This window comes from Paenibacillus sp. MABNR03, assembly GCF_050455445.1.
Taxonomy (GTDB): Bacteria; Bacillota; Bacilli; order Paenibacillales; family Paenibacillaceae; genus Paenibacillus; species Paenibacillus xylanilyticus.
In genome coordinates, this window is the sequence record NZ_JBCIYR010000004.1 from 375,819 (window position 1) to 393,236 (window position 17,418).

Genomic DNA, 17,418 nt, shown 5'->3' on the forward strand with positions numbered 1-17,418 from the left:
GGATAGCAAACGAACGAACAAGGGCGAATACATATCCGTTCCAACGTCCGCTTCGAAAGCAATCAAGGAGGTCGGTTTTTGATGAAGAGAAATCATACGATGATGCAGTTTTTTGAATGGCATTTGGCTGCAGACGGTAAGCATTGGAAACGACTGGCCCAAATGGCTCCGGAGCTGAAAGCCAACGGCATTGATTCGGTATGGGTGCCCCCTGTGACCAAGGCCATTACCCCGGAAGATACCGGCTATGGTGTTTACGATCTGTACGATCTGGGTGAGTTCGACCAGAAAGGCAGCGTACGAACGAAGTACGGAACCAAACAGGAACTGGTGGAGGCCATTGCCGAGTGTCAGAAAAACGGCGTGGCCGTTTATGTCGACCTGGTGATGAATCACAAGGCAGGTGCGGACGAGAAAGAAGTTATCAAAGTGATTGAAGTGGATCCCAATGACCGGTTGAAGGAAATTTCCAAACCATTCGAAATTGAGGGCTGGACCAAATTCACGTTCCCGGGCCGTGGGAACCAGTATTCTTCCTTCAAGTGGAGCTCCGAACACTTTAACGGTACGGACTTTGATGCAAGGAAAGAACGCAATGGCATATTCCGCATCGCAGGTGAGAACAAGAACTGGAATCAGAATGTCGATGATGAGTTCGGCAACTATGACTACCTGATGTTCGCTAACATCGATTACAATCACCCCGAGGTCCGCAAGGAGATGCTCCAATGGGGAAAATGGCTGATCGATACGCTGCAGTGCAGCGGTTTCAGGCTGGATGCGATCAAACATATCAACCACGAATTTATCAAGGAATTCGCAGCAGAGATGCTCCGCAAGCGGGGGCAGGATTTCTACATCGTAGGCGAGTTCTGGAATTCCAATCTTGACGCATGCCGTGAATTCCTGGATACGGTGGACTATCAGATTGACCTGTTCGATGTATCTCTTCACTACAAGCTGCATGAGGCATCACTGGCAGGAAGGGACTTCGATTTGTCCAAAATTTTCGATGACACGCTGGTTCAGACGCATCCAACGCATGCCGTAACGTTTGTCGATAATCATGATTCCCAGCCGCATGAAGCGCTGGAATCGTGGATTGATGACTGGTTTAAACCCAGCGCGTACGCACTGACCCTGCTGCGTCGTGACGGGTACCCGGTTGTCTTTTACGGGGATTACTATGGAATTGGCGGTCCGGAGCCCGTTGAGGGCAAGAAGGAGATTTTGGACATTCTGCTGTCTGCCCGCTATAACATAGCTTATGGGGAGCAGGAGGATTACTTCGATCATCCCAATACGATTGGGTGGGTACGCCGTGGCGTGAAGGATTTGCCGGGTTCCGGTTGTGCGGTAGTAATCTCCAATGGCGATGATGGCGAGAAACGAATGTTTGTCGGCGAGCACCGCGCGGGAGAAGTGTGGACGGATCTGACACATAGTTGTGAAGATAGCATCACCATCGAGAAAGACGGATGGGCTACTTTCCATGTGTGTGGCGGAGGTTTGTCCGTATGGGCTTTGCCTGGCGAGGAAAGTGCAACAGAGTAAGATATTTTTGAAATAAGAAGATATAAACGGTTAAAACCACCTGAGACGATGGTATGCCATCAGGTGGTTTTTTGTGCATATTTACATATCCAGCTCAAAGGATTCCAATGTGCCGACCATACGCAGGTCATGCTCGCGGTTGAACCGTTCCCGGTTACTCACATCTGCATATTCGTCATGATAATGCATTAAGACAGTCTTTTGCCTTACTTCCGCAGGCAGCTGTTCCAGGTCCTTCAATGAGGTATGTGATTTGATCACCAGATCATGCATATGACATTCATGGAAAATCAGCTGCACATCAGGGGCAGCTTGCTCCACTCGTTCCTGATCCAGCGTGCTATCTGCACTATAGTAGAAGTAGGGCTTTGCAAGAATGCCATTGCTGACCATGCCCGGAACGTGCTGTGTGCGGAAGGTCTCAAACGTCACGCCGCCCAATTCAAATGTGCCTCCATCCGGCAAGGGTACGATATCATAATAATCACTCATCGTACGCTCGCCATCCGTTGTGTAGCGCATGCCTGGGGAAAGAATACTCCATAACGGCTCAACTAGCTGTTCGTGGATAAACAGGCGTGGTTTGCGGTCACCCACAATTTGTGCGTAATATCCGAGCATCTGTACTCCATTAATGTGATCTTCATGCAAATGGGTGATAAATACATTATGGATATCGGTCATAGGAAACCCATACTCTTTAAGGGCTTTGGCATTCGATTCCGGAAAATCAATAACCAAATGGGTTCCTCCAAATTCGGCCAGCATGCTGTTGTGGTACTGCTCCACACTGAACATATCCCCTGTACCCAGAAATGTAATTTTCATCGATTTCATCTCCTTCTATCATCTTCAGATCAGCATATATACCACTAAAATCAGTATACATTGTTGCAGGACATATGCCTAAATCAACCTTTTTTGAATACGCTATCATTTGTTATTGAACTTTGAGAGGAAACAGTGTAGCGTAAAGCTTGGGATGTGTACCCATATGAACGTAAACTCACCTAAAGGGAGCGTGCGAAGCGAATGAAGTCTTTTTTGGATGAACAATTTTTGCTGCACAATGAGACGGCTGTCAAGTTATATGAGGATTATGCCAAGGACATGCCGATTATTGACTATCACTGCCATCTCAGTCCACAGGAGATCTACGAGAACAAAACATTTGGCAATATTACAGAAGCCTGGTTATACGGGGATCACTACAAATGGCGCTTGATGCGAGCGAACGGAATAGAAGAACGATACATTACCGGCGGCGAAGGAGTGACCGACTATGATCGCTTTCTGGCTTATGCCAAAACGGTACCGATGATGATTGGCAACCCGTTATATGCCTGGTCTCATCTGGAGCTGCAGCGTTACTTCGGGGTGTATGAAGTGTTGAACGCAGACAGTGCTCCAGTGATCTGGGAAAAAGTAAATGCCAAGCTGAACAGTGAGGGATTTGGCGCACGTGACCTGATTACGAAATCCAATGTCACTGTTGTGTGTACTACCGATGATCCCTGTGATTCCCTGGAGTATCATCTGAAGATTCAGGAGATCGAAGGCTTTGATACAGCGGTGCTGCCTTCTTTCCGTCCGGACAAAGGACTTGAACTGAACCGGGATACCTTCATCGATTGGGTGGGCAAGCTCTCTCAGGCTTCAGGGACAGCCATCTCCGATTATGACTCATTCCTCTCGGCGCTGGAATCCCGGGTGGAGTTCTTCCATTCCGTAGGAGGCAGAGTGTCCGACCATGCGCTTGATTATGTGCCATATGGCAAGGCAACACGGGAAGAAGCGGCGGCGATTTTTGCCAAAGCACTTGCAGGTCATCAAGTGAGCCGGGAGGACGAGGACAAATATAAGACCGTCACGCTGACCTTCCTGGGCAAACTGTATGCACAGCGAGGATGGGTGATGCAGTTCCACATCAATGCGGCCCGCAACAATAACAGCCGAATGTTCGCACAGCTTGGACCGGATACCGGATACGATGCCGTGAATGATACGCCGCTGTCCTCAGCGATGATTGGTCTGCTGGATGCATTGGAGCAAGAGCAGGCACTGCCAAAAACAATCCTCTACTCCTTGAATCCACGGGATAATGAGGTGCTTGCAGCCATTATCGGCAGCTTCCAGGGTGGTGGCATTCCGGGTAAAATTCAGCTTGGCGCAGCATGGTGGTTCAACGATACCAAGGACGGTATGCTCGCTCAGATGAAGGCACTGGCGAATGTGGGTCTGCTCAGCCGCTTTGTGGGCATGTTGACAGACTCTCGCAGTTTCCTCTCCTACACAAGGCATGAATATTTCCGCCGTCTGGTCTGCAACCTGATCGGGGAATGGGTGGAACAAGGAGAAGCGCCGCATGACATGGATCTGCTTGGTCAGATTGTTCAGGGTATTGCCTACAACAATGCCAAGGAGTATTTCCCGTTCTCCTCTGCGCTCAAAACCGTTTCTGCTTCGCAGTCCTGATTAGCTAAATTCATTCAAAACCGTGGCGGTCTGCCACGGTTTTTTTGGTGTAATTTAGTCATTTGACTTTCACTGTTGATGGAAATATAATTAGTATACCTAATTAATTGATGTGCTATTTAATTGATTAACTATTTAATAGTAACCCTATATTAATTGAGAATGTACTGAGAATGTTAAAAAGGAGGAGGAACCATACATGACGGATCTGGATCCGGTAGCCCAGAAGCTGCTGTATTCCATCATGCAGTTTAATAAGGGTAAATGGAGACACCATAAACCCCATGGGCGTAACCATAATGAAATTATGGTGTTGGCGTGTTTGCTCCACGGTTCACATCCGGGAGAACGTCTGGATTGGAGAGATAATCCTCCCGATTTCGAGGGAGAGTTGAATGAAAATGAACAGGGACTGAAGGTATCGGAAATCAGTGCGTTGCTGCGAGTGAAATCGCCTACGATTACCCCTGTAATTCGTGGCCTTGAAGACGAGGGATTGGTTAAACGAACGATGGATCCGGAGGATCGCCGTGCCGTGCGCATTACAATTACGGAAGCGGGCCGTGACATTATACGGGCTGCTCACGAAGAGCGCATGCAAATATTCAACAGACTGGTTGAGCATCTGGGAAAGGAAGACAGCACTCAGCTAGCTGAGCTGCTGACGAAGGTATACACCTTTTTTGATACACTCGCTTCCCTGCAAAAGGAGCAATCGACAGAAGGAGATGATACGCCATGATGAAACTGTTTCGCATGCTCAAGCCATATCGAATCCCCATTATATTCATTTTGGGTCTGGTATTGCTGCAATCGCTCGCCGAGCTGTACCTGCCAACCTTGATGGCCGATATCGTCAATTTTGGTATCGTCAAAGGAGATGTCCCGTACATCTGGCAGATTGGTGGCTGGATGCTGGTGATCGCCATCGCGGGAACGGCTTGTTCCGTGATAGCCAGTTACCTCTCATCCCGTACAGCGGGTGGATTTGCCAAACAATTGCGCAGCCGGGTATTTCGCCATGTGGAAAATTTCTCGCTGCAGGAGTTTGATAAACTCGGCACAGCTTCACTAATTACACGTACAACGAATGACATTACACAGGTTCAAAACGTATTAACGATGATGCTGCGCATGATGATTATGGCTCCGATGATGTGTATCGGTGGTATTTTTATGGCCGTATCCCAGGACGCCAAATTATCCACCATTTTTCTCGTAGTCCTGCCTGTACTGGCTGGAGCCATTGCACTGATTGGTGCTAAAGGTCTCCCCTTGTTCAAACAAATCCAGAAGAAGCTGGATCGGCTCAATCTGGTTTTGCGTGAACAATTAACAGGCATTCGGGTGGTTCGTTCCTTCAATCGGGGAGAACATGAGCGCGTTCGTTTCAACGGGGCGAACACGGATCTGAGAGATGCTTCCATCAAGGTCAACGTGCTGATGGCGACATTAATGCCGGTTATGATGCTGGTCATGAACTTCTCGATGATTGCCATTCTCTATTTCGGCGGACAGCGCATAGACAGTGGAAATATGGATATCGGTTCCCTGATTGCGTTTATCCAGTATGCGATGCAGATCATGTTCTCGCTGATTATGGTTTCCATTATCTTTGTCATGATTCCAAGAGCTTCTGCTTCCGCAGAACGGATCAACGAAGTGCTGGATATGCAGCCAGACCTCAGTGACCCCGAGCAGCCTCGCAGCATGAAATCCCTGCAGGGCACCATTGAATTCGACAATGTTACATTCCGTTATCCGGGAGCAGAGAATGCTGCACTGTCAGGCATTTCGTTTACAGCCCGTCCTGGTGAGACAACAGCCATTATTGGCGGTACGGGATCAGGGAAGTCCACACTGCTCAGCCTTATTCCTCGTTTCTATGATGTAACGGAAGGCAGCGTACGGGTAAACGGTACGGATGTACGTGAACTTAGTCAGGAGGATTTGCGAGCGAAAATCGGCTTTGTGCCGCAAAAGGCAGTCCTCTTCACGGGCACGATTGCGGAGAATATTCGCCACGGCAAGGATGATGCCACGATGGAGGAAGTCATCCATGCAGCCCGGACCGCTCAGGCGGAGAACTTCATCTCCGAGATGAAAGACGGGTATGACAGCCTTATTGCTCAAGGTGGTAATAACGTGTCTGGTGGACAGAAACAGCGTTTGTCCATTGCACGCGCACTTGTTCGCCGCCCGGAAGTTTATATTTTTGACGACAGCTTCTCAGCTCTGGACTTCAAAACAGATGCCAAACTTCGTGCTGCGCTGAAATCCGAAACGACTGAAGCAGCAGTACTCATTGTTGCACAGCGAGTAAGCACAGTTATGGATGCAGATCGGATCCTGGTGATGGATGAAGGACGCATTGTCGGTTCCGGCACACATAAAGAGCTGCTGGCGAATAATGAAGTGTATCGTGAAATTGTATCATCCCAGCTGACAGAGGAGGAGATCGCATGAGTGAACGTACCGGACAAAAAAGCAAATCACCTCGTTCCTCTGGCGGACCAGGACATCCGGGAGGCGGTATGGGCATGCGTCCACCGGGTGAGAAGCCGAAGGATTTTAAAGGTACTCTGCGGCGGCTGATTCATTACCTCCAGCCACACCGTTATCGCCTGCTCGGTGTACTGGTTGCAGCGATTCTGAGTACCGTGTTCAGCATTATCAGTCCGAAGGTCATGGCTGAAGGGACCGATATATTGAGTCAAGGCGCCATTGCCATTCTGCAGGGCATTCAGGGGGCAGGTATTGATTTTCCTGCATTAACTAAAGTGTTGTATCTGCTCTTGGGATTGTATCTGTTCAGTGCAGCATTTATGTATATTCAGCAATACCTGATGGCTGGCGTTGCCCAGCGTGTTGTATATGACATGCGTGAGCAGATCAGTGCCAAAGTTGGCCGGCTGCCTCTGAAATACTTTGACTCCCGCACCCATGGGGAGACGCTCAGCCGGGCGACCAATGATGTGGACAATATCAGTAATACGCTTCAGCAGAGTTTGGCACAGTTTATTACTTCTGTCGTAACGATTGTTGGGGTAATCATCATGATGCTGACGATTAGTCCTTGGATGACACTGATTACCATTTTGACACTGCCATTAAGCGTAATCGTTGTGATGCTGGTGGCATCCCGTTCGCAAAAACATTTTGCTGGTCAGCAGAAATCACTTGGCGAGCTGAACGGACATGTCGAGGAAATGTACACTGGACATAAGGTCGTAAAAGCATTTGGACGCGAAGAACAATCGGTAGAGCAATTCGAGAAGGTCAATGAAGAGCTGTATGAATCCGGTTGGAAAGCCCAATTTATCTCAGGGATCATCATGCCGCTCATGAGCTTTGTCGGTAACCTGGGTTATGTCCTGATCTGTGTGGTCGGCGGGATCTTTGTTACACGCGGAGCCATCTCGATCGGGGATATTCTGGCCTTCACGCAGTACTCTCGTCAATTCACACAGCCGATTAACCAAATTGCGAACATTTCTAATATCATTCAATCCACCATCGCTTCGGCGGAGCGGGTATTTGAATTGCTGGATGAAGAGGAAGAAGTGGCTGAGTCCAACCAACCCGTGCAATTACAGCAGCCTAAAGGTGCGGTTGCGTTTCAGGGTGTTAACTTTGGATATAAACCGGATGAACTTCTTATCAAAAATATGAACATCGATGTTAAACCGGGTCAGACCGTAGCCATTGTGGGACCAACTGGAGCCGGTAAAACAACCTTGATCAACCTGTTGATGCGTTTCTACGAAATTCAGGATGGCCGGATCACGATTGACGGTGTTGATATCCGGGACATGGAACGCGGTAAGCTGCGCAGCCTGTTCGGAATGGTCCTTCAGGACACATGGCTGTTCAATGGAACCATTCGGGATAACATCGCCTATGGACGTGAAGGTGCATCAGAAGCGGAAATTGTTAAGGCAGCCGATGCAGCGCATGCGGATCACTTTATCCGTACATTGCCTGATGGTTATGATACAGTGCTGAATGAAGAAGCATCGAATATCTCTCAGGGACAAAAACAGCTGCTGACAATTGCTAGAGCCATTTTGGCGAACCCATCCATTCTTATTCTGGATGAAGCCACGAGCAGTGTGGATACACGGACCGAGATCTTTATCCAGAAAGCGATGAATGACCTTATGAAGGATCGCACCAGCTTCGTGATTGCTCACCGTTTGTCTACCATTCGCGGCGCGGACCTCATCCTCGTCATGGATCACGGTAATGTAATCGAACAGGGTAATCATGAGGAATTGATGGCACAGCAAGGATTTTATGCGGATCTTTACAACAGCCAGTTTGCAGAGCAGCAGCCACAGGCAATCTGATTGCATTTGATATAAATGAATAGCCGGGACTGCCCTGAGGGGTGTCCCGGCTATTTGTGTTGCGCATCATTGTTTCTGCCGTGAAGTTAATCTCTATTCTTTGGATTCCGCCACAGGTTTGTCTGCAGAATCATGGGCATCCGTTTTCTACTCCAGCTTCTCGTTCGTATTCGCTTCATCAAGCGCAGCAGGCGCGGGTTCGCCCGGAATCCGCTCACGCTGTTCGATCATGCGTTTCACAACCTCATAACAGTCATCGACATGTTTATTCCCCACATAGCGCATGGCTGTGAAACTGAGAGCTGCGGCGAGACCTTGGCCTGCAAGCGGGACGAACTTGGCAACGGATTTGGTGGCTACACGTACCCCGACCCGTTTGAGTACATGTACAACAAGTTCCTTCGTTACCATGCGCCCGATCACTTTGCTTCCGATGGACATTACGAATCCGTAAATCATGGACTTGGTCTCGGGGTCCATGCCATCGAGTTGTTTTTGCGACAATCCAAATTTATTGTTAATGGCAGGCAATAGCTGCATAAGCATCCCCACATCGGCCAGTACGTCTGTGCCAGGTAAAGGGACGAGAGTGGTACCCGCGGAAGCGGTAGCTCTTTTGCGGACCATCGTACGGCATTCCTTGCGAACTTGCTCCAATTGTTCCAACGTTGCCGGAATCATAGGGAATCCCTCCATTCGTATATGGTATAGATATAACCGATTTAACTTGTTTTGAATGGTGCTTTCTCAAGTAGGATGGAATATAGGGTGCGGAGTAACCTTTCATCTCAATCTTGCGTTTAGTAAAAAAAGGGAAATAACCATTTGCCGTGACCGCTATCTAGTATTACGGATATGGGGGGGATTATGATGCATGCCCGGTTATGTCTACACCTGTTATTATGTTGTGTTTGTTGGCTGTTGATTACAAGTTGTTCAGAACAGGAGGACCAGAGCAGAATGGAAACCAAACCGATTCAGGAATTATCTGCTGATGAACGAAGAGCTCTTCTAAAAGAGATCCATCCGGAACAGATCCAGGCAATGAACAGGTTGGGTCTGCAACTGATCAGGCAGCTTGGGACTCAGGAGGCATCGATTGGAGAAAACCTGCTGATCTCTCCGTATAGTATCGCAGCGGGGATGGGCATGGCATACTATGGGAGTAATGGAGAAACACAGCGAGAAATGGCAGAAGTGATGGGTTGGTCGGAATGGAATAAAGAGCAGCTGAGTACTGCCCAAGCAGCAATGCATCAGTTTTTGACGCATCTAGGTGCCGGCATACAGATCGAGATTGCCAATGCCATGTGGATTAAGGAAGGAATTACGGTAGAAGAAGTGTATAAAGCATCATTACAGCAGACATTTGAAGCCGAAATCTCGCCATTACACACACAACCGGAACGGGCCAAAGACGAAATTAATCAATGGGTGGAACAGCATAGCCGTGGCATGATTCTTCAGATGATGCAGGAACCGCCTGTACCGGAAACACTAATGATTCTAGTGAATGCCATAGCATTTGACGGCAATTGGATGAATGAATTTGAACCTGAGCATACAAAACATGACGAATTCCAGCTTGCAGACGGAAGCATTGTGTCTGTGCCGATGATGCAACAGTCGAAGCAATTTCATTACACGGAAAATGAGGATTGGCAGGCAATTCGGCTGCCCTATGGGAACGGACAAATGCATCTGCTTGTTGTGCTACCACGGGAGGATCGTACATTGGAAGAAGTCCAGCAACAGCTGGAGGAACATCCCAAAAGGTTGGAAGAAGAAGAAGCTGAATTTAAGCTGGTGGACTTGTCTTTGCCGCGTTTTCGCGCCGAGTATGGAATCAATCTAAAAAAAGCTTTACAGCAGCTTGGTATGGAAAAGGCCTTTGACCCGTATGATGCCGATTTTACGAAAATGATCCCGCGGGGACCAGACTGGCAAGCATATATCGGTCAAGTTATTCATCGAGCGGTAATGGAAGTGAATGAGCAAGGGACCGTAGCGGCTGCCTCAACATTGGTGGAGATGCGGGCTGGGAGTGCTCCCCCCACAGACCCGGTCAAGATGGAGGTTAACCGTCCATTCATGGTTGCAGTGGTGGATGAGGCAACCGGAACATGGGTCTTTGCCGGAGCCATTCACCACCCCGAACAGCAGGCTTCCCAGTGACTTGTTACCCGAATTTTGGAAGTGGCTTAAGGTTTAAGGCTGTTACTGCTTCAACCCTAGCGGTTATAGGGTAAACAAGCATTGGAACGGAGGAAGAGAGCGATGACATTTAACAAAGCGTTGTTAATTCATCACAACCATGCCGGAAAAGCGAGTCGCGTGGATGCTGTGGGCACTGCTGCCGGGGTACTTGCGCCTGCCGTTCGTGAACTCGTCATTGTTCGCACAGATGAATCTGGAGAGGGAGAAGCATTGTGCCGTGAACGTGGAGAGCAATTTGATGTTGTGTTTATTTTGGGTGGAGACGGTACGGTGCATGAATGTGTGAATGGACTGGCTGATTTGCAGAATCCACCGCTGATCGGGGTGTTGCCTGGCGGCACCTGTAATGATTTTGCGCGTTCTCTCGGACTATCACCGGATGTGGAGACCGCGGCACGCCAGATGCTTGAGGGGCGCGCTGTATCCATCGACATTGGGCGGGCTAATGACCGGGTGTTCACAAACTTTTTTGGCATCGGATTAATCAGTGATACATCGCAGAATATTAACTCCAACCTGAAAGGTACGCTGGGCAAGCTCAGTTATTTCATCAGTACCTTGCAAACCATTAACAATACCAAGCCTTTTCATTACGAGATGGAGGCGGATGGCAAAACAATGGAAGGCGAAGCCGTCATGATCTATGCGGCTAACGGGCGGTTTTTGGGAACCAATTCGCTGCCGTTTGCCCCGGATGCGCTTCAGGACGGCGAGCTCGATGTCCTTGTTATTCATGAGACGGGCATCCCTCTGCTGCGAGAGATCCTTTCGCACAAACCGGAGGGAGATTGGCAGCCCCAGAACGAAAGTATCAGTTACTTGAAGGCTTCGACTTTGAAGCTGCGGACAGATGCACCTATGTCAGCCGATACGGATGGCGAATTATATATGAAGACACCCGCCGAGCTGTCGGTGCTGGCGGGTCATCTGACTTTTCTGACCGGGGATGGGTATTAGTCTCCGTTTTTTCTTTTTTCAAACATTAAACTTCAATCTTGTCGAGTTCGCTCTGTAAATTATCCTGCGGTATGTCTTTCCCGGAACTCATGCTCCAGCATACTCATCAGAATGGCATCATGATATCGATGGTTATAGTACAGTGCATCTCTTCGTGTACCTTCGCGCTGGAAGCCCAGCTTCTCATACGCTCGAATGGCCCGCTCGTTGAAGGCGTACACTTCAAGCTCAATTCGGTGCAGATTGCAGATGCCAAAACCGTAATCCAGCATCAGCAGCAGCGCTTCGCTGCCATAGCCCTTGCCCTGGTGCTCCGCACGATCGATGCCGATTCGGACGTGAGCACTTCGATTCTTGGCATGCATGTCCATCAGGGCAACTTCGCCAATAATCTGATCATTGTCCTGCAAGGCAATCAGCAGCATGAGTCGTGAATCATCCTGACCTGCATTCTCAATAAATTTTCCAACTTGCGTGCGGGTAAAACTGTTCTGTGTTCCAGTAAGCCTGCGCATCTCCGCGTCAAACAGTCCGGGGAAATAGGCATCCACATCCGTCGTCTCAAATGGACGCAGATAGATCCGTTCTGTCTGAAGCAGACGGGGAACACGTGGGGCTGGTGTTGGTTGGGACATGAGTAATTCCTCCTAAAAGATTTAAATGCGTAGACATCACAAATAACATATGCTATGCCTCTACGGAATGTAAATTCATCGACCAAGGATACTGACATGGGTATATTCCAATGCTGTACACTTCACTTTTTCTGAACAGCTCCATCCAAAAACAAAGCAACCAGCTCATGAGCCAGCTCTTCAATGCTTCCATGCATAGTGCGTACATCTTCACGGTTCGCCAGCATGAGCAGGGACGTAAACGCATGAGCGAGCAGCATGGGATTGGCGGGCCGCAGATAACCGCTATCCATTTCCTGCTTGAAGTGTGCAGCGAGAACCTCAAAGATTCGCATCTCGGCTTCACGGATCTGGGCGAGCTGATCGGCATTCAGGTAGGTCTCCGCTTCGCGCATCATGGTCTCGGTATCCACGTGGGACTGCTGCATTTTCGCTGTCGCAACATTCTCCAGTCGCTGCTGCAATGTCCCCGGTTCCTCCAGTCGAAGCGCAGTCTGCTGCATGCCCATGGCCATCATTCGCGTAATGGCAACAGTGAACAGCTCCGGTTTGCTGGAGAAATGGTAATAGATGGATGCTTTGGTTACATGGCATTGCGAAGCAATCTGCTGGAGAGAGACAGGTTCATAACCATATTCCATAAATAACTGCGAAGCAGTCATCAGTATTTTGGACTGGACCGATGTTTGATCGGCACCTGTTTTGGGTCTTCCCGGCGAGCGGGGTGGCGTTGTTTTTTTATTCATGCGGCATACCTCTTTACATAAAATTATCTTGGCATAAAGTGTTCATAAAATTAGTATTGCATAATTAACCTTCCGGTATATATAATTAACTCGATTATACTATGACCCGTGGTTCATTTCTACAATTCATATACAATAGGGCTTCATAGAAACAGAACAGGAGATGAAGAGACGATGCAAGAAGGATCAGGCTACGGTCGCTGGGTTGCCGGCAAACGAAGCAAATGGATTACGCTGTTGGTATGGATTATCGTTGCGGTTGTGCTCGGTATGGTGTGGCCAGCCGTAGGCGAGCGTGAAACGAATAATGCGCAGGACCTGAGTGATTCCAAACCATCGGTAGAGGCGGCTACGGTTGCCCAAAGAGAATTTCCCGGTGGGGAAGGGCTGCCTGCATTAATCGTTTGGCGTCAAGCCGGCGGGCTGACAGATCAGCAGATCGAACAGATTCAGGCGCTGACAGAGCGGCTGGATCAGGATCCAGTGGAGCAGCAGCAAGCGGTTGTACCTTTGTATCAAATGCCGCCACAGGCGCTGAAGGGTCAACTGTCGGAGGATGGAAGTACGCTAATTATGCCGCTCTTCTTCAATGAGGGTGCCGATTCGGAGCAGCTCAAGGAAGGCATCGAGGCAGTTGAACAAAAAACGGAAGACATTTTTGGCTCCAACCCGTTTGATGCTGCCATTGATGATGCTAATACATTAAGTGCACGGGTCACCGGACCTGTAGGTATCTCTATTGATGCGAGTGGGCTTTTCTCATCAGCCGACGTGTCTCTGTTGATTGCGACGGTTGTGCTTGTGTTGGTACTGCTGCTGCTGATCTACCGTTCACCGGTACTGGCAATCATTCCAATTATTGCGGTTGGTTTCGCCTACATGGTCACGAGTCCGATTCTTGGATTTATGGCGGATCAGGGCTGGATTACAGTTGATGCACAGTCCATCTCCATTATGACCGTATTGTTGTTCGGAGCAGGAACGGATTACTGCCTGTTCATGATCTCCAGATTCCGCCAGATTCTCTATCATGAGCCGGACAAAAAGAAGGCACTCTTCCAGGCAATAACCGGATCATCCGGCGCGATCGCCATGAGTGGATTCACCGTCGTTGCAGCCCTGCTGGTATTGCTGCTTGCTGAGTACGGTGCGTATCACCGTTTTGCCGTTCCATTCAGTTTGTCCATCTTCATCATGTTTATTGCCAGTTTGACGCTGGTTCCGGCACTGCTTGCAATTTTCGGTCGGGGATCATTCTACCCGTTCGTACCTCGTACGCACGATATGGAAGTGGAGCGTGCCAAGAAAAAAGGTAAACCGGCTCCAGCTCCACGCAAAATCAAGGAAAGCTGGATTGGCCGCACAGTCATCACCAAGCCATGGACCGTTCTGGCCATTACGCTGATACTGCTCGGTGGACTTGCTGCCTTCTCAAGTCAGATCAAATTCACGTATGACCTGCTGTCTTCCTTCCCGGAAGATGTACCTTCCCGTGAAGGGTTTACCGTTATTGGGGAACAATTCTCCGAGGGCGAATTGGCCCCAGCCAAGGTGATTATTGATGCCGAGGGCAAGGAAACAGATCTGAAGCAGCGCCTTGAAGCATTGGATTATGTTAGCAAGGTGAGTGATGCCCAGCAGGGTGCAGAGAATGCCAACATCACTGCCTATGATGTCGAGTTCAATCTGAATCCATACTCCATGGAGGCGATGCAGCATATTCCGGATCTGCGTGCAACGGCTGAACAGGCATTGACCGACGCAGGAGTGACGAGTGTTGACAGTCATGTCTGGATCGATGGTCAGACTGCTGAGCAGTACGACATTGAAGTTACCGGAGAACGGGATGCGAGCATCATTATTCCGGTTGTCATCGGGATAATCACCCTGCTGCTCTTGTTATATCTGCGCTCTGTGGTCGCAACGGCATATCTGATTGCCACCGTGGTGCTCTCCTACTTCTCGGCCCTTGGACTCGGATGGCTCATCATCCATTATGGACTTGGTGCAGATGCTATTCAGGGTGCGATTCCACTGTATTCCTTTGTATTCCTGGTAGCACTTGGTGAGGACTATAACATCTTCATGATCTCAAGCATCTGGCAGAAACGTAAAACGATGCCCCTTCGCCAAGCGATCAAGGAAGGTGTTGGCGAGACCGGGTCGGTCATTACTTCAGCCGGACTGATTCTCGCGGGAACGTTTGCCGTACTGGCAACACTGCCGATTCAGGTATTGGTGCAGTTCGGTATTATTACGGCAGCAGGTGTGCTGCTCGATACGTTCCTTGTTCGCCCGTTCATGGTGCCTGCCATCACCACCTTATTGGGCAAATGGGCATTCTGGCCTGGAAAATACAAGCCGATCGCTGAGGAATCGGGCGAGAAGCAAACATCCTCCATGTAATCCATAGTGGGGATTCAGGACGAACCGAACCAAGACTTCGCTCAAAATGAGCGCGTCATGGATGTAGAGATGCGGGCAGTGCGAACAACGGCACTGTCCGCATTTTTATGGCGAGTCCGTGGGGAAGGTTTACGTATAACAGGGTTTTGGGACATAATAGAAGGAACGTTGGTCTTGGGCTGACGGATGGAATAACATCATAGGGACAACCAGGGGAAGGATGAAAGCAAGCAATGACGAACCATCTTAATGTGTACTTTAACCATGACGGCGGCGTGGATGACCTCGTATCGCTGTTCATGCTTCTGCAGATGGACAATGTAAAAGTTACAGGTGTATCGGTTATTCCGGCAGATGGATATCTGGAGCCAGCCACAGATGCCAGCCGTAAAATTATTGATCGCTTCGGTACATATTCCGTAGAAGTATCCAAATCCAACTCCAGAGGTAAAAATCCGTTTCCTGCGGCTTGGAGATTGCACTCCTTTTATGTAGATGCACTACCTATCCTGAACGAGTCTGGCAAAATGGAAGCTCCATTGTCATCCGTTCCGGCTCACCAGCACCTGATTGAGAAAGTGCGCAGCACGGAAGGCAAAACGCTGCTTCTGTTCACAGGCCCACTGACAGACCTCGCGCGTGCACTCGACGAAGCACCGGACATCGAAGAGAAAATCGACAAGCTGGTATGGATGGGCGGTACGTTCGAAAGAGGGAACGTGGAAGAGCCTGAGCATGACGGCACAGCTGAATGGAACGTATTCTGGGATCCGGAAGCAGCTTACCGTGTATGGGAAAGCGGTATTCAAATTGACCTGGTTGCACTAGAGAGTACAAACAAAGTACCTCTTACACCTGCTGTGCGTAATCGCTGGGCAGCTGAGCGCCGCTACGAAGGTGTTGATTTCCTGGGGAACTGCTATGCAGGATGCCCGCCACTGGTTTACAGTGAGACGAACTCCACATATTATCTGTGGGACGTGCTGACAACGGCTTCCGTTGGACGCGAAGACATCGTGAAAAAGAAAACCGTGAATTGCATCGTGATTCCGGATGGTCCAAGCCAGGGCCGCACGGTAGAGCAAGCTGACGGACGTCCAGTACAACTGGTATACGATACCGATCCAGAGGCATTCTTCACGTATATGACGGATCTGGGTAAAAAAGCTGCTCCGCAGCGCTATTAATTCAGACAACTTCAGGGTTGTACTATTATTACAATACAATAAAGCCGCAGGTGGACAGCCAAGGATTTTCCCTGGTTTCCGCCGTGCGGCTTTTTATGTTTTTATGCAATTAAAGGTTGTAAGGTCGGTAGTGATTACATGGTGCCGCCGCCCTGGCGAATGGAGGCAGGGATTTTTTCCGGTCCTTGGTTAATATATTGGTTAATAAATGTGCCGACTTTTGCATCATCAAATTGGTCCAGCTTCATCGTTTTGGTCCAGGCGGTCACCACGACTTCACTGCCCTCGGGAATATCCTTGTTCGGGACAGCGAGGATACCGGCTCCTGCCTCCCGGAACTTGGTGAGATATTTCAGGTGCTCCTTCAGGTCATCGCTTGCATTCTCACGGTAATAAATGATGATATCTCCATGTTCCAGATTGTGGACAAGATAAGGATACCCCGGGAAATCGGTGTAAAAACCAAATTTGATGTCATGCGGATTATGAGGCCCTGATGTGGGGATCGTCATCTCGTAATCAATAGGTTCCTCCGTGTGTTCTGCACCATAGTAGGGGTCATCTGTTACATCAATCGTAGCGTTCGCATTAAGATCAGCCACATTATACTTGGTAAATGCACCTTGCATGAAGAAAAGAACAAGGACAATGATCGACACCCCGAGCAAGGAGTGTGCAGCCAGCCGGATGGATCGACTTTTCTTTTTGATTGTGGCTCGTTCATCTTTGTTCATATGACTCAGGACTTTGCCCTGTGTGCGTGACGCAAGGATATAAGCTGCAATGGAAAGCAGCAGCAGAACTGCACCCACAATGAGCCACAGATAGGATGTGCCTGCCTCGTGGTTCATTTGCATGTGATTCATATCGTGATTCATCGGTTGATCCTCTT

14 protein-coding genes are annotated in these 17,418 nt (G+C 49.1%); 9 read left to right on the plus strand and 5 right to left on the minus strand.

All coding sequences use genetic code 11. The features are described 5' to 3' along the window. The first annotated feature begins 81 nt into the window (after positions 1-81). The gene (locus AAIH57_RS21440) at positions 82-1,554 is read left to right on the plus strand and encodes an alpha-amylase (RefSeq protein WP_175396812.1); all 1,473 of its coding nucleotides are present in this window, start codon (positions 82-84) and stop codon (positions 1,552-1,554) included. Between the two features lie 81 nt (positions 1,555-1,635). Here the strand turns inward: AAIH57_RS21440 and AAIH57_RS21445 are convergent, their stop codons facing one another. Beyond that, on the minus strand, positions 1,636-2,382 hold the full coding sequence (locus AAIH57_RS21445; RefSeq protein ID WP_175396811.1) for an MBL fold metallo-hydrolase: 747 nt from the start codon (positions 2,380-2,382) through the stop codon (positions 1,636-1,638). Between the two features lie 204 nt (positions 2,383-2,586). Between AAIH57_RS21445 and uxaC the strand changes: the two genes are divergently transcribed. The 4 genes from uxaC to AAIH57_RS21465 all read left to right on the plus strand — a co-directional run bounded on the left by uxaC (position 2,587) and on the right by AAIH57_RS21465 (position 8,378). Next, entirely contained in the window at positions 2,587-4,029 is a 1,443-nt protein-coding gene (gene uxaC / locus AAIH57_RS21450; protein WP_430022912.1) for a glucuronate isomerase, read from the plus strand. Between the two features lie 199 nt (positions 4,030-4,228). Then, positions 4,229-4,771 carry a MarR family winged helix-turn-helix transcriptional regulator gene (locus tag AAIH57_RS21455; RefSeq protein ID WP_430022913.1) on the plus strand — a complete coding sequence of 181 codons (543 nt, stop codon included), beginning with the start codon at positions 4,229-4,231 and terminating at the stop codon, positions 4,769-4,771. Further along, a complete protein-coding gene (locus AAIH57_RS21460; RefSeq protein WP_175396808.1) occupies positions 4,768-6,495 on the plus strand; it encodes an ABC transporter ATP-binding protein in 1,728 nt (575 codons plus the stop codon). The genes AAIH57_RS21455 and AAIH57_RS21460 overlap by 4 nt, the downstream gene beginning before the upstream one ends. Next, entirely contained in the window at positions 6,492-8,378 is a 1,887-nt protein-coding gene (locus tag AAIH57_RS21465; protein ID WP_430022914.1) for an ABC transporter ATP-binding protein, read from the plus strand. Before AAIH57_RS21460 ends, AAIH57_RS21465 begins: the two co-directional genes overlap by 4 nt. Before the next feature lie 147 nt (positions 8,379-8,525). Here AAIH57_RS21465 and AAIH57_RS21470 read toward each other — a convergent pair whose 3' ends face one another. Next, positions 8,526-9,059: a hypothetical protein gene (locus AAIH57_RS21470; RefSeq protein WP_430022915.1), complete on the minus strand. Its 534-nt coding sequence runs from the start codon at positions 9,057-9,059 to the stop codon at positions 8,526-8,528. A 279-nt stretch (positions 9,060-9,338) separates the two neighbouring features. Between AAIH57_RS21470 and AAIH57_RS21475 the strand changes: the two genes are divergently transcribed. Continuing rightward, on the plus strand, positions 9,339-10,553 hold the full coding sequence (locus AAIH57_RS21475) for a serpin family protein (RefSeq protein WP_430022916.1): 1,215 nt from the start codon (positions 9,339-9,341) through the stop codon (positions 10,551-10,553). 102 nt (positions 10,554-10,655) lie between these two features. Beyond that, complete coding sequence (locus AAIH57_RS21480; protein WP_430022917.1) at positions 10,656-11,552, plus strand: diacylglycerol/lipid kinase family protein; 897 nt, start codon at positions 10,656-10,658, stop codon at positions 11,550-11,552. A gap of 59 nt (positions 11,553-11,611) precedes the next feature. Here AAIH57_RS21480 and AAIH57_RS21485 read toward each other — a convergent pair whose 3' ends face one another. After that, the gene (locus AAIH57_RS21485) at positions 11,612-12,187 is read right to left on the minus strand and encodes a GNAT family N-acetyltransferase (protein ID WP_430022918.1); all 576 of its coding nucleotides are present in this window, start codon (positions 12,185-12,187) and stop codon (positions 11,612-11,614) included. Between the two features lie 122 nt (positions 12,188-12,309). Beyond that, on the minus strand, positions 12,310-12,933 hold the full coding sequence (locus AAIH57_RS21490; protein ID WP_430022919.1) for a TetR/AcrR family transcriptional regulator: 624 nt from the start codon (positions 12,931-12,933) through the stop codon (positions 12,310-12,312). A 174-nt stretch (positions 12,934-13,107) separates the two neighbouring features. Between AAIH57_RS21490 and AAIH57_RS21495 the strand changes: the two genes are divergently transcribed. Together AAIH57_RS21495 and AAIH57_RS21500 are read left to right on the plus strand one after the other, a co-directional pair. Next, positions 13,108-15,339, plus strand: a complete 2,232-nt coding sequence (locus AAIH57_RS21495; protein ID WP_430022920.1) for an MMPL family transporter — start codon at positions 13,108-13,110, stop codon at positions 15,337-15,339. A gap of 233 nt (positions 15,340-15,572) precedes the next feature. Then, positions 15,573-16,526: a nucleoside hydrolase gene (locus AAIH57_RS21500; RefSeq protein ID WP_430022921.1), complete on the plus strand. Its 954-nt coding sequence runs from the start codon at positions 15,573-15,575 to the stop codon at positions 16,524-16,526. 134 nt (positions 16,527-16,660) lie between these two features. Here the strand turns inward: AAIH57_RS21500 and AAIH57_RS21505 are convergent, their stop codons facing one another. Then, entirely contained in the window at positions 16,661-17,404 is a 744-nt protein-coding gene (locus AAIH57_RS21505; RefSeq protein ID WP_430022922.1) for a DUF3105 domain-containing protein, read from the minus strand. Between the last annotated feature and the right edge of the window lie 14 nt (positions 17,405-17,418).